Below are 22348 nucleotides of genomic sequence, written 5' to 3'. Positions count from 1 at the left end.
CGAGCCCTTGAGAGCGGGCGCCCTCTCGGCGACAGGCGCCGTCCCGGCCTCGGCGACGGACGCCCCCTTGACGGCGGGCGCCCTCTCGGCAACGCCCGCACCCGGCACGGAGCCCGCAGACACCACTGGTCCACCAGACCCCACAAGCCCTGTAAACCTCACCGACCCTGCAGGCCCCGCAGGCCCCGCCCGCGACCTGACCTCCATCTCGAACGGCCCGAACTCCGCCGCCGCCGTGACGTCCGACACCTCCCCCGTCACCGCGCACCGCACGACCCGTGTGTCCTGTGCCCGCGCCACCTTCTCGGCCCGCGCGCACGCCCCCGCACGCCCCTCGCTCCAGTGCTCCGCCGCCGCAAGCGCCGCCAAGTCGGCTGCGCCTCCCGCCCGATGACGAGCCACCGTCACCTGGCCCATCGCCAGGACGACCCCCGCGACCGCGCACAGCACGGCCATCACCACCACGGTCCATACCGTCGCGGCACCCCGGTCCCCAGCCACCACGGCCCCACTGACCCCACCCGACCCGGACGCAGCTCCCACCCCAGGCCCGGCTCCGGGACCAGGCCCAACTTCCGACCCAGACGCGGCTCCCGACCCGGACGCGGCTCCCGACCCGGACGCGGCTCCCGGCCCGGGCACGGCTCCCGACCCGGACGCGGCTCCCGACCCAGGCACAGCCCCGGGCCCAAGCCCCGGCCGCCGACCACCCGCACACCCCCTCCTCACGCCCCCACCCCCACCGTCTCCTCCGCCATCGCCACGGCCTCCGCCCGCAGCCTCAGCCCGAGCCCGAGCGCCCGGGGCCCCGGCGACCGCGCCACGACCTCCACCCGGACCAGGTCGCCGTCGCGGCTCACCGCCACGCTCGCGCCGCGCGGGGCCGCCTGCCGGGCCACCGCGACCGCCGTGGCCTGCGGGTCCTGGCGGGCCATCGCGCGGGCCCCCGCCCGGGCCGCGTCCACGCACTGGATCTGCGCGGACGCGGCCAGCAGGGCCCACACGAGCGCCATCGTGAAGAGCACCAGCGTCGGCAGCACCACCGCCGCCTCCGCCGTCACGTACCCGCCGTCACTCCGGCCGCGGCGCCACCCGGACCGGTACCCGGAGCCCGATGCAGAGCCGGATCCAGCGTCGTACTCGGCATCGGACCCGACATCGGACCCGGCGCCGGGCTCAGAACTGGACATTCAGTGCTCTCTCCACCACCGCCTGGAGGGCGGCCTTGACCGGTCCGCTCGTCACGACCTTCAAGAGCAGTCCGGCGAACGCCACGGTCGCGATGATCCCCATGGCGTACTCGGAAGTGACCATTCCGGAGTCCCGCGCGGCGCCCCGCATCCGCCCCAGCGGCCGCACCGACCTCTCTGACCTCTCTGACCTCAGAGAACGCATCGGCCACTCCCGCCGCATCCACCGCGCCAGTCGCGCCACGTACAGCCGCGCCCGCGCGCGCACCTTTCCCCACATTTCAACCCCCATGGAATCTCTGTCTGTTGTTCACAGCTGGTTGTTCACAGCTGGTTTTCGAGAGCCGTTCGCCCCCGATGTCCTGCCACCCGTACGACATTTCGCCCAGGAAGCCCCCAGAACCCCACCCGCACACCGGGCCGGAGGTCCCCCTCACTGCCCACTCATCAAGCCCCCCGCCAGCCCGATCACCACCGGCGCCACCCCGATCGCGAGGAACGCGGGCAGGAAGCACAGGCCCACCGGTGCCGTCATCTGGACCGCGGCGCGCCGGGCGCGGGCCGTCGCCGTGCGTCCCTGTTCGGTCCGGCAGTCCGCGGCGAACCGGGCGACGGGTCCCGCGGCGGGCGAACCGGACTCGGCGGTGCGGTCCAGGAGGCGGGCCAGGGCGTCCGCGCCCGGTATCTCGCCGACCCTCCGCCACGCGTCGGCCGGTGTGCCGCCGAGCCGGACCTGCGCCGCTCCCCAGGCGAGCCGTTCCCCGACGGGTCCTCCCAGGGACTCGCCCACGGCCTGCGCCGCCATCACGGGCCCGGCCCCCGCCGCCACGCAGGCCGCCAGCAGATCGGCCGCCAGGGGCAGCTGCCGAGCGGCTTCTGCGGCTTCGCCCTCGGCCTTCCGGTCGGCACCCGGCCGCAGCCGCCAGACACAGCACCCCGCGGCCACACCCACCAAGCAGCCCACGATCCCCCCGACCAGCGCCCACCCCGCGCCGACCACCGCGGCCACCGTCAGCCATCTCCGCGCCAACGCCCGCCGCCCGGACTCCGCGTCGCCCCACAGCCGGAGCCACGCACGGCCGCCGGCTCCCTCGTCCCCTTCGCCGCGCCCCCAACCCCATGACCGCCCCGGCCTTCCCCCGGCCCTCAGGAGCGCCGAGGCCCGGTGTCCCGCAGCCCGTTCCCTCCGTGCCGCCACCAGGGTCAGCAACAGCCACGCCAGGGCCGCCACCGACCACACCACCGCCCCCAGGCTGTGGAGAACCCCGGCGTCGACGCCCACCTCGTCCGTCATCGCCCCTCCGCCTTCCGCATGATCCGCAGCGCCCACCACACGCCCGCGCCCTCGAACAGCCCGCCCACGACCAGGCAGCCGAGGCCCGCCCCGGTGTGCAGGAGCACCCGCAGCGGCTCGGCGCCGAGCGCGGCGCCAAGGAGCAGGCCAAGGACGGGGAGTCCGGCGAGCATCAGGGCCGTCGAGCGGGCGCCCGCCAACTGCGCGCGCAGGTCGGCCCGTTGGTCCCGCTCCGCGCGCAGCGCCGCTTCCAGGCGCTCCAGCCCCGCGGCGAGGCCCGCGCCCCGGTCCACAGCGACCCGCCAGCACGCCGCGAGTCCGAGGAGCCCTTCGGCGCCGGGGCCCGGGCGGCCCCGCGCAGCGCGCCGGGCACGTCCCCGCCGAACCGCGCCGCCGCGAGCACCCCGGCCCGCGCCCCACCGAGCCCCCGGCCGACGCTCCCGCCCGCCTCCGAACCCGCCTGCGCGCCTACCTCCGCGGCCGTCCGCAGCGCCTGCCCGGGCTGCCGCCCCGCCCGCACCTCACCGGCGAGGGTCCCGCACAGGGCGATGACCTCGTCGGCCCTGCGATCCCGTGCCCGGGCGGCCTCGCGGGCCCGGCGCACCCGGCCCGCGAGGGGCACCCCGACCGCCCCCGCGACCAGGGGCAGCACGGACTCCCCGAGGAGCCCGACGGCCGCCCCGCCCACCAGGAGCCAGACCTCGTGCCCGAGCCGTCCTCGTACCCGCGTGATCCCCCGCCGCCACCGGGGCTCCGCCGCCGGACCACCGGCCAGGAGGAGGGACCGCGCCCTCCGCAGCCCCCGGAGGGACCGCACCCGCCCGCCGAGCAGCCACACCGACCCGCCCGCGCACAGGGCGGCGCCGCACGCCGTCGTCGCGCTCATGTGTCCGCTCCCCGCTCCGCGAACAGGGCGCTCAGCCGCGGCCAGCCGCGCTCCCGGACGAAGCCCCGCTCGCCCCAGCGCAGCGCGGGCACCGTGGCCACCAGGCCCGACGGGGCGCGCTCAAGGACCTGCACCTCGGCGATCCGGCGCCGTCCCGCCCGGTCCCGTACGAGATGGAGGACCACCGACAGGGCCGCCGCCAACTGGCTGTGCAGGGCCGCCCGGTCGAGCCCGGCGGCCGTGCCGAGTGCCTCCAGGCGGGCCGGGACGTCGGCGGCGGCATTCGCGTGCACCGTGCCGCAGCCGCCCTCGTGGCCGGTGTTCAGCGCGGCCAGGAGGTGCACCACCTCGGCGCCCCGCACCTCGCCCACCACCAGCCGGTCGGGGCGCATCCGCAGGGCCTGGCGCACCAGGTCGTCGAGGCCGACGCGGCCCGCCCCTTCCTGGTTCGCGGGCCTGGACTCCAGGCGCACCACGTGCGGGTGGTCGGGGCGCAGCTCGGCGGAGTCCTCGGCCAGCACGATCCGCTCGCCCGGTCCGACGAGGCCGAGCAGGGTGCTCAGGAGCGTCGTCTTGCCACTGCCCGTGCCGCCGCTGACGAGGTACGACAGGCGGGCGTCGAGGAGGCGACGCAGCACCCGCTCGCCGCCGGGCGGCACCGTGCCGGCCGCGACCAGTTCGGCGAGGGTGAAGGCGCGGGGCCGCACCACGCGCAGCGACAGACACGCGGAGCCGACGGCGACCGGGGGCAGCACCGCGTGCAGCCGGGTGCCGTCCGGCAGGCGGGCGTCGACCCACGGCCGGGCGTCGTCCAGGCGCCGCCCGGCCACGGCCGCGAGCCGCTGGGCGAGGCGCCGCACCGCCGCCGGGTCACGGAAGGAGACCTGCGTGAGCTCCAGGCCGCCGCCGCGGTCCACCCAGACGCGGTCCGGCGCGGACACCAGGACGTCGGTCACCGAGGGGTCGGCGAGCAGCGGCTCCAGCGGGCCCGCGCCCACCAGCTCCGAGCGCAACTGCTCGGCCGCACCGAGCACTTCGGCGTCTCCCAGGATCCGGCCCTGCGCCCGCAGGGCCTCGGCGACCCGGGCCGGGGTGGGCTCGGTGCCGTTCGCCGCGAGCCACTGCCGGACGCCGTCCAGCATCCGGGCGCCCACGACGGCGGTCATACGCCCCCTCCCGCGTGGGCCGGAAGCTGCTCCCAGAAGGCCGCACAGAACCGGGCCAGGGGCCCTCGGGCCGCGCCGCCGGGCGGCTGTCCGCCGCCGCGCGCGGTGCCGAGGCCGTGCTCCCGGGGCAGTTCGCCGACCAGGGGCAGTCCGAGCAGCCGGGCCACCTCGTCCGCGTCGAGGCCGTCGCCGCCGGGCGGTCCGGGGGTGGTGACGAGCCGCAGGTCCCGCAGCACCATGCTCACGGCCGACGTGACCCGCCGGGCCCCGGCCACCGCGCGCAGCTCCGCCGGGACCACCAGCAGGCCGAGGTCCAGCTGCGCCAGCGCCTCCGCCACCGACTCGTCCACGCGGCGCGGCAGGTCGACGACCACGACGCCTCCGCGCCTGCGGGCGGCGGCCAGGACGGCCCGGACGGCCTCCGGGGCGATCGCCACCGTGTCGCCGCGGTCCCAGCTGAGGACGCGCAGGTCGTGCAGGGCGGGCAGGGACTCCTCCAGGGCGCCGCCGCCGACCCGGCCGCGGGACTGCGCGAAGGCGGGCCAGCGCAGCCCTTCGGCGGTCTCCCCGCCGAGCATCACGTCGAGCCCGCCGCCCAGCGGGTCGGCGTCGACCAGCATGGTGCGCCGTCCGGCGCGCGCCGCGGTGACGGCGAGGGCGCAGGCGAGTGTGGAGGCCCCGGCGCCGCCGCGGCCGCCGATGAGGCCGACGGTCAGCGCGGGCCGTCCGACGCCCTCGGCCACGTCGGCGATGCGGTCCACCAGCCACCGCTCGCCGTCGGGCAGGACGAGCACGTCGTCCGCGCCGATCTCCACGGCCCGCCGCCACACGCCCGAGTCGTCCTGGTCGCGCCCCACGAGCACGACCCCGCGCCGGCGTGCGGCGCCGCGCACCCGGTCGGCCGCGTCGTCCCCCACGAGGACGAGCGGGGCGGACTCCCATCCGCCGCCGCGCTCGGGCACGCCGTGGTGCACCTCGGGCCGCGCTCCCGCCGCGGCGCACAGCCGCAGCAGGTCGTCCAGCAGGTCCACGTCCTCCGTGACGATCAATGGTCCACCGGCGCGCCCTTCGGACGTCGGCGGTGTGTCGTACGCAATGACTCCAGCCATGATCTTCCGGCCCCCTCTCGCTGCAAGTCCTTCGAATGCGCGTGTGTGCGCATCCGGATCCGCGTCCGCGAAGACCGGCCAATGGAATCCGGCCAAGAACTTCACGAACGGAATCAAGCGTGCGGCGATCCCGGAAATCATGTGGATCTTGGTCAATAACTGTGGAGAAGACGTTGGCTGTGAATAACTCCTTCACCCATACCGGTGACGCCCCCGGCGCCTTCCACAGCGCAGCCTCACGGCTACACACAGTGACGGATCGCGGGCGCGCGACATCGACGTCGCTTCGACGCGCACGGCATCACGACGATCGGAAAAGATCAGGAAAGGGGCTCAAAAACCCACCCGGACATGCGACGACCCCCGCCGGGGGGGAGAGCGGGGGTCGTCCCCTCGGTCCGACTCGGGGGGGGGGGAGGAGCCAGACCGGGTTAGCACGGTCGCGAACGATCCGTGACTTCCATGGTGTACCCGAGAGCCTTCTCAGGCAAACCCACGCGCCTCAGCTTACGCCGAATGGTGGGCGCCTATGCTCAACCTCGTGGAAAACCACTCGTCCCCCCGCACAGCCGCGTTCTTTGACCTGGACAAGACGGTCATTGCGAAGTCGAGCACGCTCACCTTCAGCAAGTCGTTCTACCAAGGCGGTCTGATCAACCGCAGGGCGGTACTGCGGACCGCATATGCCCAGTTCGTGTTCCTCGCCGGCGGGGCCGACCACGACCAGATGGAACGCATGCGCGCGTACCTGTCCTCGCTCTGCCGCGGCTGGAACGTGGAGCAGGTCAAGGAGATCGTCGCGGAGACCCTGCACGACCTGATCGACCCGATCATCTACGACGAGGCGGCCTCCCTCATCGAGGAGCACCACACCGCGGGCCGCGACGTCGTCATCGTCTCCACGTCGGGCGCCGAGGTGGTCGAGCCGATCGGCGAACTCCTGGGCGCGGACCGGGTGGTGGCCACGCGGATGGTGGTCGGCGACGACGGCTGCTTCACGGGCGAGGTGGAGTACTACGCGTACGGACCCACCAAAGCGGAGGCGATCCGGGAGCTCGCCGAGTCCGAGGGGTACGACCTGGAGCGCTGCTTCGCCTACAGCGACTCGGCCACGGACGTGCCCATGCTCGAGTCCGTCGGCCACCCCTACGCCGTCAACCCGGACCGGGCGCTGCGCCGTGAGGCCCTCGCGCGCGGGTGGCCGATTCTCGATTTCCACCGCCCTGTGCGGCTCAAGCAGCGACTGCCCGCACCCCGCCGTCCCGCGCTCGTCGCGGCGGCCGCGGTCGGCGCCGCGGCGGCCACCGCGGGCCTCGTGTGGTTCGCCAGCCGACGGCGCGCGGCGGCGGGCTGACCTCGCACGACGGGGGCGCGCGCCCCCGCGCTCGGGTGTGCCGCGAGGGGCGGCCGGAACCCTGCGCCCGTTTCACCCTTGTTTGAACCTAAAAGTAAAGAAGTGCAGCCAGGGCTTCCGCTTCCTCCAGGACAGGAGTACAAAGGAGTCAACGGCCCGCGAGACCAAGGACATCCGAGAGGATTACCTTTAACCGCATTGTTTGGCCCCACGGACCGAAGCATGGTCATCGAGCACCCACGCGACGTCGACCCGTCGATTACGGGCCAGCCGCACCAGGTGACGGGCAAAGTTCCCGACCTGATGGGCAAATTTTCGAGGACGCTTGGTAACCCGGTGGACATGCCAGCGGCGGTACGAATTCTCGTACCGCCGCATCCTTGCTCAGGGCCTCTCGAAGCTCAGGGCCCCGTGAAGGTCCTGGCTACGCCGCCCCGCGCTGCAGCGCCTCGCACACCGCCGTCGACTCCCTGACGCCCAGCTCAACCGCCTTGCCGCAGTGAGCGATCCAGGCGGCCATCCCCTCCGGAGTGCCGGACACGTACGCCTCCAGGGCGCCCACATAGGCGGCGCGCCCCAGCTCCGCGTGGCCCGCCTCGGCCGGGCAGATGGACTTCGGGTCGAGGCCGCTGCCCACCAGGACGATGCGCTCGGCCGCGCGCGCCACCAGGCCGTTGCACGAGCCGAAGGGCCGCAGCGCCGCGAGTTCGCCGTGCACCACGGCCGCCGTCACCAGGGCCGGCGCCGAGCCGCCCGCGATGATCAGCTGCGCGAGGCCTTCGAGCCGCCCCGCCACCTCGTGCGCGTCCGGCAACTCCAGCTCGATCAACGGCTCGTCGACCGGTTCACCGGCGAGCCGCGGACGGCCCGCGGCCTCGTCGGCGTCGGCCGCGGCGACCAGGTGCAGCCGCGCGAGGACCCGCATCGGCGACTGCCTCCAGATGGACAGGAGCTGCCCCGCCTCGGCGGTCAGCCGCAGCGCGGCGCCCATCACGCGCGCGTCGCCCTCGCCGCCGAAGTCGGTGCGCCTGCGCACCTCCTCCAGGGCCCACTCGGCGCCGGACAGCGCCGCGGACCCGCGCGCGCCGCGCAGCGCGGCCTCGGCGGTGACCTCGTTGCTGCGGCGGCGCATGACCCGGTGGCCGTACACCCGGTCCACGGCCTTGCGCACGGAGTCCACGGAGTCGGCGACACCGGGCAGCGTGCCCAGAGCCGCCAGCGGATCGGCTTTCGTACTCATGAGTACGACCCTACGCACCAGGGGCCCGCCCGCCACGAAGGAGTGGTCTTCTTCACGCGATCCGGCCCCTCCTGAGGCGAACAGGGCCCGGCGCCAGGGCGCGCGGCTACGCTACATGAACATGAAGATCGCTTTCGTGGGGAAGGGCGGCAGCGGCAAGACCACGCTGTCCTCGCTCTTCATCCGACACCTCGCCGCCACCGGCGCGCCGGTCATCGCGGTGGACGCCGACATCAACCAGCACCTGGGCGCCGCCCTCGGCCTCGACGAGGAGCAGGCCGCCGGGCTGCCCGCGATGGGCGGCCGACTGCCGCTGATCAAGGACTATCTGCGCGGCACCAATCCGCGCATCGCCAGCGCCGAGAAGATGATCAAGACGACCCCGCCCGGCGACGGCTCGCGACTCCTTCGGGTCTGCGAGGACAACCCGGTGTACGAGGCGTGTGCGCGGGCCGTGGAACTCGACGGCGGCGCCGTGCGTTTGATGGTCACCGGGCAGTTCACCGAAGCCGACCTCGGTGTCGCCTGCTACCACTCCAAGACGGGAGCGGTCGAACTGCTCCTGAACCACCTGGTCGACGGCCGCGACGAGTACGCGGTGGTCGACATGACCGCGGGCTCCGACTCCTTCGCCTCCGGGATGTTCACCCGCTTCGACATGACGTTCCTCGTCGCAGAGCCGACCCGGAAGGGGGTCTCCGTCTATCGCCAGTACAAGGAGTACGCACACGACTTCGGCGTCACCCTCAAGGTCGTCGGCAACAAGGTCCAGGGCCAGGACGACATCGACTTCCTGCGCGAGCAGGTCGGCGACGACCTCCTGGTGACCGTCGGGCACTCCGACTGGGTGCGCTCCATGGAGAAGGGCCGTCCGCCCCGGTTCGAACTCCTGGAGGAGCACAACCACTTGGCCCTGAAGACGCTCCAGGCAGCGGCCGACTCCGCCTACGACCGCCGCGACTGGGAGCGCTACACCCGCCAGATGGTCCACTTCCACCTGAAGAACGCCCAGAGTTGGGGCAACGAGCGGACCGGGGTCGACCTGGCCGCCCAGGTCGACCCCGACTTCGTCCTGCGGGAGCACGCGCCGGCCACGGCCTAGCCCGGCCCAGCCACCACCCGGCCCAGCCACTGCCCGGCCCGGCCCGGCCACCACCCGCGCCGGGCGGTGGCCGCCACCGGCCGGGACGGGCTACCGCTTGGCCGGCTCCGCGCCCGGAACGCCCTTGGGTGCCGGGGCGGGCCGGGCGGACAGGAAGGCGGGCCAGCCCTCCTTCGGGGTCTTGCCGACGCCGAGCCGGGTCAGCTTGCCGAGCACCTGCGGGTCCTGCGCGTCCAGCCAGTCGGCGAGCTGCCGGAAGGACACACAGCGCACCTCGCGCTTGGTGCAGACGCGCTCGATCGTCTCCTCGATGGCGCGCATGTACGTGCCGCCGTTCCACGACTCGAAGTGGTTGCCGATGATCAAGGGGGCGCGGTTGCCGTGATAGGCGCGGTCGAAGCCCTTGATCAGGCCGTCCCGCATCTGGTCGCCCCAATACTCGTGCTTGTCCGGGTCACCGTTGGAGGTCGAACCTGACTGGTTCACCATGAAGTTGTAGTCCATGGTGAGCGTCTCGAAGCCGCGCCCGGGGACCGGGACGAGCTGCATCGACAGGTCCCACAGGCCCTCCTTCTTCTTGGGCCAGAGCTGGTTGTTCACACCGCTGGTGTCGTAGCGGAAGCCGAGGTCGCGGGCCGCGCGCATGAAGTTGGTGCGGCCTTCGAGGCAGGGCGTGCGGGCGCCGATGAGCTCGCGGTCGTAGTCGAAGGGCAGCGGCTGCGCCTTCCCCATGCCGGTGTTGGTCTTCCAGGCCTTCACGAAGGACTTGGCCTGGTTGATCTCGCTCTTCCAGTCGGCGACGGACCACTCGCCGACGCCGCGGCCGGTGCCGCAGAAGTGGCCGTTGAAGTGGGTGCCGATCTCATTGCCCTCGAGCCAGGCGCCGCGGAGCTGGTCCACGGTGTCCTTGATCCCCGCGCGGTCGTTGAAGCCGATGTCCGAGCTGCCGGCGAGATGCTGCGGCGGCTTGTAGAGCCTGCGCTTCTCCTCGGGGAGCATGTACACACCGCTGAGGAAGTACGTCATCGTGGCGTTGTTGCGCTTGGCGACCTTGCGGAAGTGGGAGAACAGCTTCTGGCCGTCCTCGCCCGCGCCGTCCCAGGAGAACACCACGAACTGCGGGGGCTTCTGGCCCGGTTTCAGGCGCTCGGGTCTGGGGAGCAGCGGCTGCTGACCGGTGAACGCGGTCGAGCCGTCGCCGATCAGGCGCACCGCGGCCTTGGGCGCCGGGGCACCGGCGGGCTTCTTCGCGCCATGCGCGGCCCCGGGCGCTCCCTCCTTCGTGCCGGACGAGTCGTCGGCGCACCCGGCCAGGGCCGCCGTGCAGACCATGAGCGCGGCGAGGCCCGCGGCCGTCCGCCGCACCCCCGCGCGCGTGCTTGGGTTGGCGGCCATCTCCGCCCACCTTCTTCCGTGCAAGTCGGGACAGAACGGCAGCAACTTCGCACGGGGGCTCGAGTGGCGGATTCCGACAAGCCGATCAGTATTTTTATTCACTCGTTAGAGTGATCACTTACCCCATATGCCCTGATGATCCGGCTAAGACCTTTACGCTGCATTACGATTCGTTTACCGAGAGTTGAGATATCCCGCCGCTGCAACGCCGTGACCCACGGCCGCGACCCGCCCTCCGGCCCCGCCGGAGGACCCCCTGTTCCGCGACCGCGCCGCCCCGGAGGAGACGGGAAACATGTCTGCCTGCGTCCCCACAAGCGCCGCCGACTCGGCGCACGGCCCACGCCCCCAGCAGCCCCACGCGCCGCCGCCCCGCAAGAAGTTCCGCATCGCCGGCGCCGACGTGTCCGCGTCCATCGCCGTCTTCCTGATCGCCCTGCCGCTGTCCCTGGGCATCGCCCTCGCCACCGGCGCCCCGCTCCAGGCGGGCCTCGTCGCCGCCGCCGTCGGCGGCCTCGTCGCCGGACGCTTCGGCGGCGCCCCGCTCCAGGTCAGCGGCCCCGCAGCCGGACTGACCGTCGTCACCGCCGACCTCATCCAGCGCTACGGCTGGCGGACGACCTGCGCCATCACCGTCCTCGCCGGACTCGCCCAGATCGGCCTCGGCTGCCTGCGCGTGGCCCGCACAGCGCTCGCCGTGAGCCCCGCCGTCGTGCACGGCATGCTCGCCGGAATCGGCGTCACCATCGCCGCCGCCCAACTGCACATCGTGCTCGGCGGCACCCCCCAGAGCTCCGTCACCGCCAACCTCGGGGCGCTGCCCGCCCAGTTGGCCGACCTGCACCCGGCCGCGCTGTCCGTCAGCGCGCTCACCCTCGGCGTGCTGGTCCTGTGGCCCCGCATCCCCGGCCGCGCCGGACGCGCCGCACGGGCCGTCCCCGCACCCCTCGTCGCCGTCACGGCGGCCACCGCGCTCTCCGGCCTCGCCGCGCTGACCGTCGCCAAGGTCGACCTGCCCTCCTGGCGCACCCACGCCCTCGCCGGACTGCCCGAAGGCCCCGCGCTCGGCCTGGTCGCCGCCGTGCTCACGGTCACGCTGGTGTGCGGCGTGCAGTCGCTGCTCGGCGCGGTCGCCATCGACAAGCTCACGGCCAAGCGCACCGGCGCCGAGGAACTCGTGGGCCGCTCCGACCTCGACCGCGAGCTGCGCGGCCAGGGCATGGCGAACATGGTGTCCGGAGCGCTCGGCGGACTGCCCATCGCGGGCGTCGCCGTGCGCAGCGTGGCAAATGTGCGCGCCGGTGCCGTCAGCAGGAACTCCTCGATGCTGCACGGCGTTTGGGTAGTAGCGGCATCGCTGCTGCTCGTGCCGGTCCTGGAGATGATCCCGCTCGCCTCCCTGGCCGCGCTCGTCATGGTCGTCGGCGCCCAGATGGTCAGCATCAACCACATCCGCACGGTCACCCGCCACCGCGAAGTGCTCGTGTACGCGGCCACCACCCTGGCCGTGGTGTTCCTCGGCGTCCTGGAAGGCGTGGCCATGGGCGTCGCCGTGGCGGTGGCCGTCGCCCTGCACCGCCTCGCCCGCACCCGCATCACCTGCGAGGAGGACTCGGAAGGCGTGCACCATGTGCACGTGCGGGGCCAGTTGACGTTCCTCGCGGTGCCCCGGCTGAGCCGCTGCCTGCACCACATCCCGCAGCGGGCCCACGCCGTCGTGGAGCTGGACGGCTCCTTCATGGACCACGCGGCGTACGAGTCGCTGCACAGCTGGCTCGACGCGCACGCCGCGCAGGGCGGCAGCGCCGAGGTCACCGGCCGCGGCGGCCAGCGCATCACGGAGCCCGCAGCCACCGCCCACTGCGGCTGCCGCCCCTGGACGCCCTGGCGCAACCACCAGTGCGACACCCCGCAGGAACCCCCGCGCACCGACCGCCCCGAACAGCACCAACTGGCCAAGGGAATCAGCGCGTTCCAGCAGAACACGGCGCCGCGGGTGCGGGGCGAGCTGGCCCGCCTCGCGCGCGAGGGACAGCGGCCCGCGCAGCTCTTCCTGACGTGCGCCGACTCCCGCGTCGTCACGTCGATGATCACGTCGAGCGGCCCCGGCGACCTCTTCGTCGTCCGCAACGTCGGCAATCTGGTGCCGCTGCCCGGCGCCGAGAGCGGCGACGACTCGGTGGCCGCCGCGATCGAGTACGCGGTGGACGTGCTGAAGGTCAAGTCCATCACCGTGTGCGGGCATTCGGGCTGCGGAGCCATGCAGGCCCTCCTGAACACGCCGCCGACCGGGGCGCAGACGCCGCTGAAGCGCTGGCTGCGGCACGGCCTGCCGAGCCTGGAGCGGATGGCGGAGCAGACCGCGGAGGCGACCGACCACCCCCTCGGCCCCGCCGACCAGACCCTCCGCACCGCCGACCACCCCCTCGACGCCGCCGACCAGACCCTGCGCGGAATGCCCCGCCTCGCGGGCCGCGCCCCCGCCGACGCCGTCGAGCAGCTCTGCCTCACCAACGTCGTCCAGCAGTTGGAGCACCTGCGGGCCCACGAGGCGGTCGCAAGGCGGCTCGCCGAAGGGAGCCTGGAACTGCACGGGATGTACTTCCACGTGGGCGAGGCCCAGGCATATCTGCTGGCCGAAGGCGTGGCGGAGGAGGAGGGAGGGAGAGAGGCGGGTGAGACGACGCGCGCGGGGCAGGCACCTGACGAGGTGTTCAGCCAGGTGCCACCCGCTCACCCGGTAGAGGTCTAAACCAATTTTCGGCAAGCCCTTGTCACCAGGGCCGAGTGTCTGATGAGCTGTGGTCTGGGACACAACGGACACCCTGGGAAAGGGAGATGTCGTGAGCAACGAAAGCCTGGCCAACCTGCTCAAGGAGGACCGCAGGTTCGCGCCACCGGCCGAGCTGGCGGCGCACGCCAACGTAAAGGCGGAGGCGTATGAACAGGCCAAGGCTGACAGGCTCGGCTTCTGGGCCGAGCAGGCCCGCCGGCTGACCTGGGCCACCGAACCGACCGAGACGCTCGACTGGTCGAACCCGCCGTTCGCGAAGTGGTTCGCCGACGGCAAGCTCAACGTCGCGTACAACTGCGTCGACCGCCACGTCGAAGCGGGCAACGGCGACCGCGTGGCCATCCACTTCGAGGGTGAGCCCGGCGACAGCCGGTCCCTCACCTACGCGGAGCTGAAGGACGAGGTCAGCCGCGCGGCCAACGCCCTGACCGAGCTGGGGATCACGGCGGGGGACCGGGTCGCGGTCTACCTGCCGATGATCCCCGAGGCGGTCGTGGCGATGCTGGCGTGCGCCCGCATCGGCGCCGCGCACTCCGTGGTGTTCGGCGGCTTCTCCGCCGACGCCATCGCCGCACGCATCAAGGACGCCGACGCCAAGCTCGTCATCACCGCCGACGGCGGCTACCGCCGGGGCAAGCCGTCCGCGCTCAAGCCCGCGGTCGACGAGGCCGTCGGCCGCGTGGAGGGCGTCGAGAAGGTGCTCGTCGTCCAGCGCACCAAGCAGGACGTGGCCTGGACCGAGGGCCGCGACCTGTGGTGGCACGACGTCGTCGGCAAGCAGTCGCCGGAGCACACGCCCGAGGCGTTCGACGCCGAGCAGCCGCTGTTCATCCTCTACACCTCCGGGACGACGGGGAAGCCGAAGGGCATCCTGCACACGTCCGGCGGCTATCTGACGCAGACGTCGTACACCCACAACGCGGTCTTCGACCTCAAGCCGGAGACCGACGTCTACTGGTGCACGGCCGACATCGGCTGGGTCACCGGACACTCGTACATCACCTACGGCCCGCTCTCGAACGGCGCGACCCAGGTGATCTACGAGGGCACGCCGGACACCCCGCACCAGGGCCGGTTCTGGGAGATCGTGCAGAAGTACGGCGTCACGATCCTGTACACGGCGCCGACGGCGATCCGTACGTTCATGAAGTGGGGCGACGACATCCCCGCCAAGTTCGACCTCAGCAGCCTGCGGGTGCTCGGGTCGGTGGGCGAGCCGATCAACCCCGAGGCGTGGATCTGGTACCGCAAGCACATCGGCGCCGACAGCTGCCCGATCGTGGACACCTGGTGGCAGACCGAGACCGGCGCCATGATGATCTCGCCGCTGCCCGGCGTGACCGAGACCAAGCCGGGCTCCGCGCAGCGGGCGCTGCCGGGCATCGCGGCGACCGTCGTGGACGACGAGGCGAACGAGGTGCCGGACGGCGGCGGTGGCTATCTGGTGCTCACCGAGCCGTGGCCGTCGATGCTGCGCACCATCTGGGGTGACGACCAGCGGTTCATCGACACGTACTGGTCGCGCTTCGAGGGCAAGTACTTCGCCGGGGACGGCGCGAAGAAGGACGACGACGGGGACATCTGGCTGCTCGGCCGGGTGGACGACGTGATGCTCGTCTCCGGGCACAACATCTCCACCACCGAGGTCGAGTCGGCGCTCGTGTCGCACCCGTCCGTCGCGGAGGCCGCCGTCGTCGGCGCCGCGGACGAGACGACGGGCCAGGCCATCGTCGCCTTCGTGATCCTGCGGGGCACGGCGAACGCGGAGGACGCGGAGCTGGTGGGTCAGCTGCGCAATCACGTGGGGACGACGCTCGGCCCCATCGCCAAGCCCAAGCGGATCCTGCCGGTGGCGGAGCTGCCGAAGACGCGGTCCGGGAAGATCATGCGGCGGCTCCTCCGGGACGTCGCGGAGAACCGCCAGCTCGGTGACGTGACCACGCTCACGGACTCGTCCGTGATGGACCTGATCCAGTCCAAGCTGCCGGCTGCGCCCAGCGAGGACTGAGCCCCCCCGGGGGGGGGGTCGCCCCCCTGTGAGAGGCACCGAGAGCCACCGAGAGGCACCCAGCGCCACCCGCGCCGGGTGCCTCTTTTGTGCTTAAGGTGATTTTCGCCGGATAAGTCCGCGCGCACGGTTAGGTAAGCTAAGGATCAACGTCAACAACGCGACAAGAAACACCTAGGTGCGCCGGGAAGTCTGGTCGGCATGTGCTCAGCCCTGCCTACCGACCGGAGGTCGACTCCCGTGGCCGCGCCCACCAGCAGCAACCGCAAAGTACTCGGACGCCTCTCCCTGCCCGAGCGGAACTTCGTCGCGGAGGCGCTGCGCACCGAGACGGTCGGTGGCGTACTCCTGCTCATCGCCGCCATCACGGCACTGATCTGGGCGAACACCCCGATCAAGGAGAGCTACGAGAGCGTCAGGGACTTCCACCTCGGACCCGCTTCGCTCGGCCTCGACCTGTCCATACAGCACTGGGCGGCCGACGGGCTGCTCGCCGTCTTCTTCTTCGTCGCCGGGATCGAGCTCAAGCGCGAGCTGGTCGCCGGCGACCTGCGCGAGCCCAAGGCCGCCGCGCTGCCCGTGATCGCCGCGATCTGCGGCATGGCGGTGCCCGCCCTCGTCTACACGGTGGTGAACGTCGTCGGCGGCGGCGCCACCGACGGCTGGGCCGTGCCGACCGCGACCGACATCGCCTTCGCCCTCGCCGTCCTCGCGGTCATCGGCACCTCGCTGCCGTCGGCGCTGCGGGCCTTCCTGCTGACCCTCGCCGTCGTCGACGACCTCTTCGCGATCATGATCATCGCGATCTTCTTCACCAGCGACCTGAACTTCGCGGCGCTCGGCGGCGCGGTCCTCGGCCTCGCGGTCTTCTGGCTGCTGCTCCGCAAGGGCGTGCGCGGCTGGTACGTCTACGTTCCGCTGGCCCTGGTCATCTGGGGCCTGATGTACAACAGCGGCGTCCACGCCACCATCGCCGGTGTCGCCATGGGCCTGATGCTGCGCTGCCACAAGGAGGAGGGCGAGCCGCACTCCCCCGGTGAGCACATCGAGCATCTGGTACGCCCCCTCTCGGCGGGCCTCGCCGTGCCGCTGTTCGCGCTGTTCAGCGCCGGTGTCGCGGTGTCCGGCGGGGCGCTCGGCGACGTCTTCACCAAGCCGGAGACCCTCGGCGTGGTGCTCGGCCTCGTCGTCGGCAAGACCCTCGGCATCTTCGGCGGTACGTGGCTCGCCGCCCGCTTCACCAAGGCCGAGCTGAACGAGGACCTGGCCTGGCCCGATGTGTTCGCAGTGGCCTCGCTCGCCGGAATCGGCTTCACTGTCTCGCTGCTCATCGGGGAACTCGCCTTCAGCGAGGATCCGTTGCTCACCGACGAGATCAAGGCCGCCGTGCTGATCGGCTCGCTGATAGCGGCCGTGGTCTCCGGCGTCCTGCTGAAGGTCCGCAACCGCAAGTACCGCAAGCTGTGGGAGGACGAGGAGCGCGACGACGACCTCGACGGCATCCCCGACATCTACGAACAGGACAATCCGGACTACCACCTGCGGATGGCGGAGATCTACGACAAGAAGGCCGCCGAGCACCGCAGACTTGCTCGACTGTCAGCCGGATCGAGCGACACGCACGATGGTCCGGCATGATCTGATCTGACCAGAAGGCACAGCAGAAGTCAGAGAAATTCAGAGGAATGAGGAGCAAGCGATGAGCGCACCCGACGGTCCCGTCGGCACCGAACGCAGCCTCGGCCAGCTCGTCTCCGCGGCGAGCAAAGAGATGTCGGAGCTCGTGCACGACGAGATCGCGCTGGTCAAGGCCCAGCTGACGCAGGACGTCAAGCGCGGTGCGATCGGCAGTGCCGCGTTCATCGCGGCCATTGCCGTCCTCATCTTCTCGCTGCCGATGCTGAGCTTCGCCCTGGCCTACGGCATCCGCACCTGGAGCGGGTGGAACATGGCCATCTGCTTCGTGCTCTCGTTCGCGGCGAATGTCCTGGTGGCCGGCATCCTCGCGTGGATCGGCGTGATCTACGCGAAGAAGGCCGCGAAGGGCAAGGGCCCCCAGAAGGCCGCGGCCGCCGCCAAGGAGACCGCCGCCGTCCTCGGGAACGTCAAGCCGCATCCCCGCCCCGTGGCCCCTGCGGGCACCCTTGCGCTGGAGTCCGGTGAGCGGGCCGACGCTGTGGCACGCTCGACCACATGACGGACCAAGGCCCACCCCCGGACAGGACCACCGCGCCGACCCCCTCGACCGTACGGATCGAGGGCCCCTGGACGCACCGGGACGTCGCAGCCAACGGCGCCCGCTTCCACATCGCGGAGGCCGGTGAGGGCCCGCTGGTGCTGCTCCTGCACGGCTTCCCGCAGTTCTGGTGGGCCTGGCGGCACCAGCTCGTCGCGCTCGCCGACGCGGGCTTCCGGGCGGTGGCGATGGACCTGCGCGGGGTCGGCGGCAGCGACCGCACCCCGCGCGGCTACGACCCCGCGAACCTCGCCCTGGACATCACGGGCGTCGTACGGTCCCTCGGCGAGCCCGACGCCGCGCTCGTCGGGCACGACCTGGGCGGGTACCTCGCCTGGACGGCCGCCGTGATGCGGCCCAAGCTGGTGCGCCGCCTCGCCGTCTCCTCGATGCCGCACCCGCGGCGCTGGCGCTCGGCGATGCTGCGGGACCACAAGCAGACGGCGGCCGGGTCGTACGTGTGGGGCTTCCAGCGGCCGTGGCTGCCGGAGCGTCAGCTGGTCGCGGACGACGGGGCCCTGGTGGGGCGTCTGATCCGGGACTGGTCGGGGCCGAGCCTGCCGGACGACGAGGCCGTGGAGACGTACCGCCGCGCCATGTGCATCCCCTCGACGGCGCACTGCTCGATCGAGCCGTACCGCTGGATGGTGCGCTCCCTCGCCCGGCCCGACGGGATCCAGTTCAACCGGCGCATGAAGCGGCCGGTGCGGGTGCCGACGCTGCATCTGCACGGCTCCCTGGACCCGGTGATGCGCACCCGCAGCGCGGCGGGCTCCGGCGAGTACGTCGAAGCGCCCTACCGCTGGCGGCTGTTCGACGGCCTCGGGCACTTCCCGCACGAGGAGGACCCGGTGGCGTTCTCCAACGAACTGGTGGCGTGGCTGAAGGACCCCGAGCCGGACCGGTAGCACGCGGGTCCGCGCCGGACCGGCGGCACGCATTCCACCACCGGACCGGTCAACCGTTCGTCACGGTTCGTCACCCCCACAGGGAACTACTGTCCTACGAACGCCAATTGCCTGCCGCATAGGCCAATTGAGGCCCTTGGGCGCGGTTACCGACCTTGAGGCACGGGCACACGTCCGGGTATGGGCTGGACGCACGACTACAGTGACGTAGCACGCAAGCGCCGGACGGCCACCGTGGTGAACGGCCACGAGAGGGGCGGCCCGCACGATCCGGGACACCCCGGTGACGCGGCTTCCGCCGAGGCCATCGGCATCCCCCGCATTCTTCGCCGCCGGGCCCGCTGGATGTCCGCGCGGCTGCGGCACACCCGCGACTGACCCGCACCCGCGCACACCCCCGCGCAGCGGATCCCTCCAGGGGCGCGCCTAGAGCGCGCACCCCTGGCTGTCGACCTCCTGGTTGGCGGTGCGGCCGCGCTCGATGTCCTCGCGCACCTCGTCCACCGTCAGGGCGTATCCGGTGTCCGGGTCGTCGAGCGACTTGGCGAACACCACGCCGTAGACCTTGCCGTCCGGGGTGAGCAGCGGGCCGCCGGAGTTGCCCTGGCGGACCGTGGCGTACAGCGAGTACACATCGCGGCGGACCGTGCCCCGGTGGTAGATGTCGGGGCCCTTGGCCGTGATGCGGCCGCGCACGCGCGCGGAGCGCACGTCGTAGGGGCCGTCCTCGGGGAAGCCCGCCACGATCGCGCTGTCGCCGCTCTGGGCGTCGCGCGAGGTGAACTGCAGCGGCGGGGCGGGCAGCGTCGGCACGTCGAGGACGGCGATGTCGCGCTCCCAGTCGTAGAGCACGACCTTGGCGTCGTACTTCTCGGCCTCGCCCCCTATCTGCACCTTGGGCTCGTCGACGCCGCCGACGACGTGGGCGTTGGTCATCACGCGGCGCGGGGCGAACACGAAGCCGGTGCCTTCTAGGGCCTTGCCGCAGCTGTGCGCGTCACCGCTGATCTTCACGATGGAGCGCTTGGCGTCGGCCGCGACCTTGCTGCCCACGAGCTTGGGGTCCGGGGGCGCGACGTCCTTGATGGGCTCGTTCGAGAACGGGCTGAAGACCTGCGGGAAGCCGTTCTGCGCGAGGACCGAGGAGAAGTCCGCGAACCAGGTGTCGGCCTTGTTCGGCAGGGTGCGGGAGACCCCGTGCAGCACCGTGGAGTTGCGCACCTCCTTGCCGAGCGTCGGCAGCGTGGTGCCCGCGAGGGCGGAGCCGATCAGCCAGGCGACGAGCAGCATGGCGACGACGTTGACCAGCGCGCCGCCGGTGGCGTCCAGGGCTCTTGCGGGCTGCCAGGTGATGTACCGGCGCAGCTTGTTGCCCAGGTGGGTGGTGAAGGCCTGGCCTACGGAGGCGCAGACGATGACGACGACCACGGCGACGACGGCCGCGGTCGTGCTGACCCGCGCGCCCTCGTCGGTGAAGGCGTCCCAGATGACCGGCAGCAGATACACCGCGACGAGGCCGCCGCCGAGGAAGCCGATCACCGAGAGGATGCCGACCACGAAACCCTGGCGGTAGCCGACGATCGCGAACCACACGGCGGCGAGCAGCAGCAGGATGTCCAGCACGTTCACGGAATTCAGTCCTCGCCTCGCATCATTCCCCGCCTCGCCTCGCGGTCTTCGCGCGTCACTGCCCTCGCGCCCGCCCCGCGAGCGGTACGCACCCTCACGAGCCCCGGTCGGCCCGGTCCCCGCAACCTTGTCATGAGCCCCAGTCGAGCGGGACCTCGCGGCCGCGGTCCCAGGGGCGCTCCCAGCCCGCGTAGTGCAGCAGTCGGTCGATGAGCCCGGCCGTAAAACCCCAGACCAGGGCGGACTCGACGAGGAACGCCGGGCCGCTGTGGCCGCTCGGGTGGACCGTCGTCGCGCGGTTCGCCGGGTCCGTGAGATCGGACACGGGGACCGTGAACACCCGGGCCGTCTCGGCCGGGTCGACCACGCCGACGGGGCTCGGCGCACGCCACCAGCCGAGCACCGGCGTCACGACGAAGTCACTCACCGGGATGAACAGGCTCGGCAGCACGCCGAAGAGCTGCACGCCGCTCGGGTCGAGGCCGGTCTCCTCCTCGGCCTCGCGCAGCGCGGCCCGCAGCGGGCCCGCCACGCGCGGGTCGCCGTCCTCCGGGTCGAGGGCGCCGCCGGGGAACGACGGCTGGCCCGCGTGCGAGCGCAGCGAGCTGGCCCGCTCCATGAGCAGCAGCTCGGGGCCCTGGGCGCCCTCGCCGAAGAGGATGAGGACGGCGGACTGGCGGCCCGCGCCGTTCGCCGGCGGCAGGAAGCGGCTGAGCTGGTCGGGGCGGACGCTCTCGACGGCGCGCAGCACGGGGGTCAGCCACGCGGGCAGTCCTTCGGCGGAGAGCAGGCCCTCGGCGGTGAGGGCGTGGTGGCCGTTGCGGCGCGCGGGGTCGGTCGCGGGGCCCTGGGGGCGCGCCGGGTCCTGGTCGTGGCCGTCGCTCATGTCCGTCTCGCCTGTGTGCGTGTCGCTCTCGCCTGTGTGCGTACCGCTCGCGTGCGTCATCGGCACCCCCGTCCGTCTCTGCACAACGCCTGTCGGCCCGCTGATGGTTCCTCGTCCCGGGGACCGTCCGGGCGCGCTCCCGGCCGCCCGGTCACCCGGCGGCTCCCAGGGGCGGTGCCGCCTTGCCCGGATAGCCCGGCGGGGGGTTGAGCCGCTGGCCCGGCATGCCCCCCATCTCGTACTTCAGGAGCTTCCTTGCCTTGTCGGGGTCCGTCTCGCCCTCTCCGTACGAAGGGCAGAGGGGGGCGATCGGGCAGGCGCCGCAGGCGGGCTTGCGGGCGTGGCAGATGCGGCGGCCGTGGAAGATCACGCGGTGCGAGAGCATCGTCCAGTCGCTCTTCGGGAACAGCCCGCCGACGACGGTCTCGACCTTGTCCGGGTCGGTCTCCTCGGTCCACTTCCAGCGGCGCACCAGGCGGCCGAAGTGCGTGTCCACAGTGATGCCGGGGACGCCGAAGGCGTTGCCCAACACGACGAAGGCGGTCTTGCGGCCCACACCTGGCAGCTTGACCAGGTCCTCGAGGCGGCCGGGGACCTCGCCGCCGAAGTCGTCGCGCAGCGCCGCCGACAGGCCCATGATCGACCGTGTCTTGGCGCGGAAGAAGCCGGTCGGGCGGATCAGCTCCTCGACCTCCTCGGGGTTGGCCGCGGCCAGGTCCTCGGGGGTGGGGTAGCGGGAGAAGAGCGCCGGAGTCGTCTGGTTCACCCGCAGGTCCGTCGTCTGGGCCGACATGACGGTGGCGACCAGGAGCTGGAAGGGGTTCTCGAAGTCCAGCTCCGGGTGGGCGTACGGATACACGTCGGCCAGCTCGCGGTTGATGCGGCGGGCCTGGCGCACGAGGGCGGTGTGGGACTGCGGGGGTTTGGGCTTTTTGATCCGGGTGGCCGAGGCCGCCTTCTTCGCCGTCTTCGGCGCAGCCCTCGTCGTCTCCTCCGGCACCGTCCCGCCTCCGTTCCTGGAGCCTTCTGACACGCCACGTTTCGCCATGGCGCCAGCGTACGGGCCGTCACTGACACGGACGGGGGAGATGCGCAGTTGTCACGCGCCGGAGATCATCGAGCGGACCGGGACGGACCGCCGCGCCCCTCCC

General features: G+C 72.5%; 18 protein-coding genes and 2 pseudogenes. 8 read left to right on the top strand and 12 right to left on the bottom strand.

What is annotated here, in order from left to right; genetic code table 11:
• Positions 1 to 192: 192 nt before the first annotated feature.
• The 7 genes and pseudogenes from AB6L24_RS26560 to ssd all read right to left on the bottom strand — a co-directional run.
• Positions 193 to 501 (bottom strand): annotated as a pseudogene (locus tag AB6L24_RS26560) (Rv3654c family TadE-like protein); the annotation flags it as partial.
• 224 nt (positions 502 to 725) lie between these two features.
• Positions 726 to 1061 (bottom strand): TadE family type IV pilus minor pilin, encoded by a 336-nt coding sequence (locus AB6L24_RS26555; RefSeq protein WP_030359665.1) that lies wholly within the window; start codon positions 1059 to 1061, stop codon positions 726 to 728.
• A gap of 115 nt (positions 1062 to 1176) precedes the next feature.
• On the bottom strand, positions 1177 to 1395 hold the full coding sequence (locus tag AB6L24_RS26550) for a DUF4244 domain-containing protein (RefSeq protein ID WP_405659198.1): 219 nt from the start codon (positions 1393 to 1395) through the stop codon (positions 1177 to 1179).
• Positions 1396 to 1623: 228 nt separating this feature from the next.
• On the bottom strand, positions 1624 to 2484 hold the full coding sequence (locus AB6L24_RS26545; RefSeq protein ID WP_405659196.1) for a type II secretion system F family protein: 861 nt from the start codon (positions 2482 to 2484) through the stop codon (positions 1624 to 1626).
• Positions 2481 to 3370 (bottom strand): annotated as a pseudogene (locus tag AB6L24_RS26540) (type II secretion system F family protein). The gene AB6L24_RS26545 and the pseudogene AB6L24_RS26540 overlap by 4 nt, the downstream one beginning before the upstream one ends.
• On the bottom strand, positions 3367 to 4536 hold the full coding sequence (locus AB6L24_RS26535) for a TadA family conjugal transfer-associated ATPase (RefSeq protein WP_405659193.1): 1170 nt from the start codon (positions 4534 to 4536) through the stop codon (positions 3367 to 3369). The pseudogene AB6L24_RS26540 and the gene AB6L24_RS26535 overlap by 4 nt, the downstream one beginning before the upstream one ends.
• Positions 4533 to 5645: a septum site-determining protein Ssd gene (gene ssd, locus AB6L24_RS26530; RefSeq protein ID WP_405659190.1), complete on the bottom strand. Its 1113-nt coding sequence runs from the start codon at positions 5643 to 5645 to the stop codon at positions 4533 to 4535. Before ssd ends, AB6L24_RS26535 begins: the two co-directional genes overlap by 4 nt.
• Positions 5646 to 6174: 529 nt before the next feature.
• Between ssd and AB6L24_RS26525 the strand changes: the two genes are divergently transcribed.
• Positions 6175 to 6999 (top strand): HAD family phosphatase, encoded by an 825-nt coding sequence (locus AB6L24_RS26525; protein WP_030359659.1) that lies wholly within the window; start codon positions 6175 to 6177, stop codon positions 6997 to 6999.
• 424 nt (positions 7000 to 7423) lie between these two features.
• On the opposite strand, the gene AB6L24_RS26520 is transcribed toward AB6L24_RS26525, so the two are convergent.
• Positions 7424 to 8239 carry an oxidoreductase gene (locus AB6L24_RS26520; RefSeq protein WP_405659186.1) on the bottom strand — a complete coding sequence of 272 codons (816 nt, stop codon included), beginning with the start codon at positions 8237 to 8239 and terminating at the stop codon, positions 7424 to 7426.
• Positions 8240 to 8354: 115 nt separating this feature from the next.
• On the opposite strand from AB6L24_RS26520, the gene AB6L24_RS26515 reads away from it, so the two are divergent.
• Positions 8355 to 9341: an ATP-binding protein gene (locus AB6L24_RS26515; RefSeq protein WP_405659185.1), complete on the top strand. Its 987-nt coding sequence runs from the start codon at positions 8355 to 8357 to the stop codon at positions 9339 to 9341.
• A 90-nt stretch (positions 9342 to 9431) separates the two neighbouring features.
• On the opposite strand, the gene AB6L24_RS26510 is transcribed toward AB6L24_RS26515, so the two are convergent.
• Positions 9432 to 10736 (bottom strand): hypothetical protein, encoded by a 1305-nt coding sequence (locus tag AB6L24_RS26510; RefSeq protein ID WP_380842372.1) that lies wholly within the window; start codon positions 10734 to 10736, stop codon positions 9432 to 9434.
• Positions 10737 to 11031: 295 nt separating this feature from the next.
• Here AB6L24_RS26510 and AB6L24_RS26505 point away from each other — a divergent pair, with 295 nt between their 5' ends.
• The 6 genes from AB6L24_RS26505 to AB6L24_RS26480 all read left to right on the top strand — a co-directional run bounded on the left by AB6L24_RS26505 (position 11032) and on the right by AB6L24_RS26480 (position 19060).
• Positions 11032 to 13488 carry a bifunctional SulP family inorganic anion transporter/carbonic anhydrase gene (locus AB6L24_RS26505; RefSeq protein ID WP_405659182.1) on the top strand — a complete coding sequence of 819 codons (2457 nt, stop codon included), beginning with the start codon at positions 11032 to 11034 and terminating at the stop codon, positions 13486 to 13488.
• Positions 13489 to 13537: 49 nt separating this feature from the next.
• The gene (gene acs, locus AB6L24_RS26500) at positions 13538 to 15538 is read left to right on the top strand and encodes an acetate--CoA ligase (RefSeq protein ID WP_405659180.1); all 2001 of its coding nucleotides are present in this window, start codon (positions 13538 to 13540) and stop codon (positions 15536 to 15538) included.
• 240 nt (positions 15539 to 15778) lie between these two features.
• Positions 15779 to 17176, top strand: coding sequence for a Na+/H+ antiporter NhaA (gene nhaA, locus AB6L24_RS26495; protein ID WP_405659178.1), 1398 nt, complete (start codon positions 15779 to 15781; stop codon positions 17174 to 17176).
• A 61-nt stretch (positions 17177 to 17237) separates the two neighbouring features.
• Positions 17238 to 17735: a phage holin family protein gene (locus tag AB6L24_RS26490; protein WP_405659176.1), complete on the top strand. Its 498-nt coding sequence runs from the start codon at positions 17238 to 17240 to the stop codon at positions 17733 to 17735.
• Complete coding sequence (locus AB6L24_RS26485) at positions 17732 to 18682, top strand: alpha/beta fold hydrolase (RefSeq protein ID WP_405659174.1); 951 nt, start codon at positions 17732 to 17734, stop codon at positions 18680 to 18682. The genes AB6L24_RS26490 and AB6L24_RS26485 overlap by 4 nt, the downstream gene beginning before the upstream one ends.
• 180 nt (positions 18683 to 18862) lie before the next feature.
• Positions 18863 to 19060, top strand: coding sequence for a hypothetical protein (locus AB6L24_RS26480; protein ID WP_289947739.1), 198 nt, complete (start codon positions 18863 to 18865; stop codon positions 19058 to 19060).
• Between the two features lie 48 nt (positions 19061 to 19108).
• Here AB6L24_RS26480 and AB6L24_RS26475 read toward each other — a convergent pair whose 3' ends face one another.
• From AB6L24_RS26475 to nth, 3 genes are all read right to left on the bottom strand, one after another.
• Complete coding sequence (locus AB6L24_RS26475; RefSeq protein WP_405659170.1) at positions 19109 to 20311, bottom strand: MarP family serine protease; 1203 nt, start codon at positions 20309 to 20311, stop codon at positions 19109 to 19111.
• A 130-nt stretch (positions 20312 to 20441) separates the two neighbouring features.
• The gene (locus AB6L24_RS26470) at positions 20442 to 21257 is read right to left on the bottom strand and encodes an NUDIX hydrolase (protein ID WP_405659168.1); all 816 of its coding nucleotides are present in this window, start codon (positions 21255 to 21257) and stop codon (positions 20442 to 20444) included.
• 91 nt (positions 21258 to 21348) lie between these two features.
• Entirely contained in the window at positions 21349 to 22245 is an 897-nt protein-coding gene (gene nth / locus AB6L24_RS26465) for an endonuclease III (protein WP_405659165.1), read from the bottom strand.
• Between the last annotated feature and the right edge of the window lie 103 nt (positions 22246 to 22348).

It is taken from the genome of Streptomyces sp. RK9 (assembly GCF_045070545.1).
Taxonomy (GTDB): Bacteria; Actinomycetota; Actinomycetes; order Streptomycetales; family Streptomycetaceae; genus Streptomyces; species Streptomyces alboflavus.
This window is presented reverse-complemented; position numbering and strand designations above follow the sequence as displayed.